This is a genomic window from Clostridium tarantellae, assembly GCF_009295725.1.
In the GTDB taxonomy this organism is placed as follows: domain Bacteria; phylum Bacillota; class Clostridia; order Clostridiales; family Clostridiaceae; genus Sarcina; species Sarcina tarantellae.
This window is the reverse complement of record NZ_WHJC01000355.1, coordinates 1-3,127: the sequence shown is the minus strand read 5'-3', so window position 1 is coordinate 3,127 and position 3,127 is coordinate 1. Positions and strand designations below refer to the sequence as shown.

Genomic DNA, 3,127 nt, shown 5'->3' with positions numbered 1-3,127 from the left:
TTGTGGTTTTGAGATTCAATTTTAACATGAAATTAGGGGGTCGTTGTTTTTTTATGCAAAAAAACTTTCGAAACCTTGATATATAAAGATTTTAAAAAGAAAAGTAGTGTAGAAACTTTACACTAACTATGTAAAAAAGAAGGGTTAAATATGATAAGTAAATTTTTGGATGAAGATGTTATTGAGTTAGATGTTAATGTAGAAAATTGGGAAGAAGCAGTAAAAAAAGCAGGAGAGTTATTGGTGAAAAAGGGACTTGTGCAAAAAGAATATGTACAAGCAATGATAAATACCGTAAAGGAAATGGGAGCATATATAGTTATTTCAGAGGGTATTGCAATGCCTCATGGAAGACCAGAAGATGGTGTTAATGCAGTAGGAGTATCATTAATAACTTTAAAAACACCAGTGGAGTTTGGAAATAAAGAGTATGATCCTGTTAAAGTAGTAATTTGTTTATGTGCTAAAAATCATGAATCACATATAGAATTGCTTAAAAATTTAATGGTAGTTTTAGAAGATGATGAATTTGTAAAAAAAATAGATTTATGTAAAAGTAAAAAAGATATTATTGATTTATTAGAAAGATATAAATAGAAATAAAGTAAAGGAATGGTGAAAAACATGAAAATAATAACAGTTTGTGGTAATGGTATAGGAAGTAGTCTAATGTTAGCTACAAAAATAGAGGAATTATGTAGAGAAGAAGGTATGAATGTAGACGTAGAGTGTTGTGATTTTAATGCGGCATCAGGCAAAAAGTGTGATTTATATGTTACGGTGAAGGAGTTAGCGGATCAATTTGATTTTGATAATGTAGCTGTGGTTAGAAGTTACGTAAATAGGAAAAAAATTAGAGAGGATATACTAAGTAAAATAAAAGAAATTTATGCACAATTAAATAAATAGGAGGAAAAACAATGGGAGTATTAGAGTTTTTTAAAGATGTACTAACAGAACCAGCTCTATTAATGGGTTTAATGGCATTTGTAGGACTTGTAGCTCTAAAGAAACCAGCACATAAAATTATGTCAGGAACATTAAAGCCTATTTTAGGATATTTAATGTTAGGGGCTGGGGCTGATTTTATAGTTTTAAATTTAGATCCTTTAGGTAAAATGATAGAAAAAGGATTTAATATAAAAGGTGTAATTCCTAATAATGAAGCAATAGTTTCTTTAGCACAAAAAATTTTAGGTGTGGAAACTATGTCTATATTGATAACTGGATTAATAATAAATTTACTTATTGCTAGATTTACAAAATATAAATATGTATTTTTAACAGGACATCATAGTTTTTTTATGGCATGTTTATTATCAGCAGTATTACAAACGGCAGGATTTAATGGAATTGTATTAATTGCTCTTGGAGGAATAATTTTAGGAGCGTGGAGTGCTATTTCACCAGCTATAGGACAAAGATATACTTTAAAAGTAACAGATGGTGATGATGTTGCTATGGGTCACTTTGGAAGTTTAGCTTATTATATTTCAGCTTGGGTAGGAAGTAAAGTAGGTAAAGAAGAGGAAAGTACTGAAAATATTAAAATACCAGAAAAGTGGGGATTTTTAAGAGATACAACAATATCAACAGCATTAACAATGATGATATTTTATTTAATAGCAGCCATAGCAGCAGGTCCACAATATGTGTCAACATTATCAAATGGTAAGGCTCCAATATTATTTGCGTTATTATGTGCAATGAAATTTGCAGTTGGTGTAACTATAGTTTACTCAGGAGTTAGAATGATTTTAGGAGATTTATTGCCAGCATTCCAAGGTATAGCTACAAAGGTTATACCAAATGCTATACCAGCAGTAGATTGCGCAGTATTTTTTGCATATGCTCCAACAGCAGTAGTAATAGGATTTATTGCTAGTTTTGTAGGAGGAATAGTTGGAATGTTAATACTAGGAGTTTTAGGAGGAGTATTAATAATACCAGGGTTAGTGCCACATTTTTTCTGTGGTGCTACAGCAGGGATTTATGGCAATGCTACAGGTGGAAAAAGAGGAGCTATTTTTGGTTCGTTTGTAAATGGATTATTATTAAGCTTTATACCAGCTTTATTATTGCCTATACTAGGGAATTTAGGTTTTCAAAATACTACATTTGGAGATTTTGACTTTGGAATAATAGGACTTGTTATAGGAAAAACATATGAATATTTAGGACGAGCTGGAGTTATTGGAATAGCTATTGCTTTAATAATAGCATTAATCGTTCCAAACTTTATTAAAACTAAGAGTAAAGTTTTAAATAATGTAACAGAAGAAGATGAAGAAGTACTAAATAATGTATATGAAGAAAAACAAAAATTTTAAAAAAATAAATATTTAAAATCAAAAGGCTACTATTTCAGAAGTGTTATAGCAGCCTTTTGATTTAATTTTAAAGAATGAGGTAATTATGTTAAATAAAAGATGTACAAAAATATTATTTAATTTATTTGAATACGACAAAGTTGTTAAAATAGAAGAATTAGCAAATACATTTAATGTAAGTAATAGAACTATAAGATATGATTTAGATAAAATAGATTATTTTTTAAAAGTAAATAACTTAAGTAAAATAATTAGAAAGCCAAATTCAGGTATACTTTATAAAAGTAGTACTTCGGATAAAAATAAAATATATAAAATATTTAATAACTTAGATTTTCAAGAATATATTTTATGTCAAAAAGAGAGGGTAGTAATAATTTTATATGAGTTATTAAATTCTAAATCAAATATAAATTATGAAATACTTATTAACAAATTGAAGATTAGTAAAAGTACTTTAGTTTCAGATATGAAGCTAGTAAGACAATGGCTTGAAAAATATAATATAAAGATAATAAATGGGAAAAGAAATGGAATAATATTTCGTGGTGAAGAAATTGAGATTAGAAAGGCTACAGTTGATTTACTAATTAATTATAAAAATAAATATAATATTATAGAAACTATTAATCATATTTATGAAAAAGAAAATAATGTAATTTATAATGATCTACATTGTTTAAATTTTAATAATGAAAAAATAAAATTCGTACAGCATATAATTAAAAAATTAGAAAATAAATTAAATTTTGTATTATCAGATCCGGATTTTGATAAATTAACAATTAATACTTTGG

The 3,127-nt window shown here is 27.1% G+C and carries 4 protein-coding genes; all 4 read left to right on the top strand.

Features of this window, described 5'->3' with window-relative positions:
- Positions 1-150: 150 nt before the first annotated feature.
- The gene (locus tag GBZ86_RS14310) at positions 151-597 is read left to right on the top strand and encodes a PTS sugar transporter subunit IIA (RefSeq protein WP_152891785.1); all 447 of its coding nucleotides are present in this window, start codon (positions 151-153) and stop codon (positions 595-597) included.
- Between the two features lie 27 nt (positions 598-624).
- On the top strand, positions 625-909 hold the full coding sequence (locus GBZ86_RS14305) for a PTS sugar transporter subunit IIB (RefSeq protein WP_152891783.1): 285 nt from the start codon (positions 625-627) through the stop codon (positions 907-909).
- 11 nt (positions 910-920) lie between these two features.
- Positions 921-2,330 (top strand): PTS ascorbate transporter subunit IIC, encoded by a 1,410-nt coding sequence (locus tag GBZ86_RS14300; protein WP_152891781.1) that lies wholly within the window; start codon positions 921-923, stop codon positions 2,328-2,330.
- A gap of 85 nt (positions 2,331-2,415) precedes the next feature.
- The coding region (locus tag GBZ86_RS14295) for an HTH domain-containing protein (RefSeq protein WP_152891779.1) at positions 2,416-3,127 on the top strand (712 nt) is incomplete at its 3' end.

Bases quoted from the DNA above. Each gene is read 5' to 3' on its own strand.
- GBZ86_RS14310 (WP_152891785.1), top strand. From the start codon at position 151: ATGATAAGTAAATTTTTGGATGAAGATGTTATTGAGTTAGATGTTAAT.
- GBZ86_RS14305 (WP_152891783.1), top strand. From the start codon at position 625: ATGAAAATAATAACAGTTTGTGGTAATGGTATAGGAAGTAGTCTAATG.
- GBZ86_RS14300 (WP_152891781.1), top strand. From the start codon at position 921: ATGGGAGTATTAGAGTTTTTTAAAGATGTACTAACAGAACCAGCTCTA.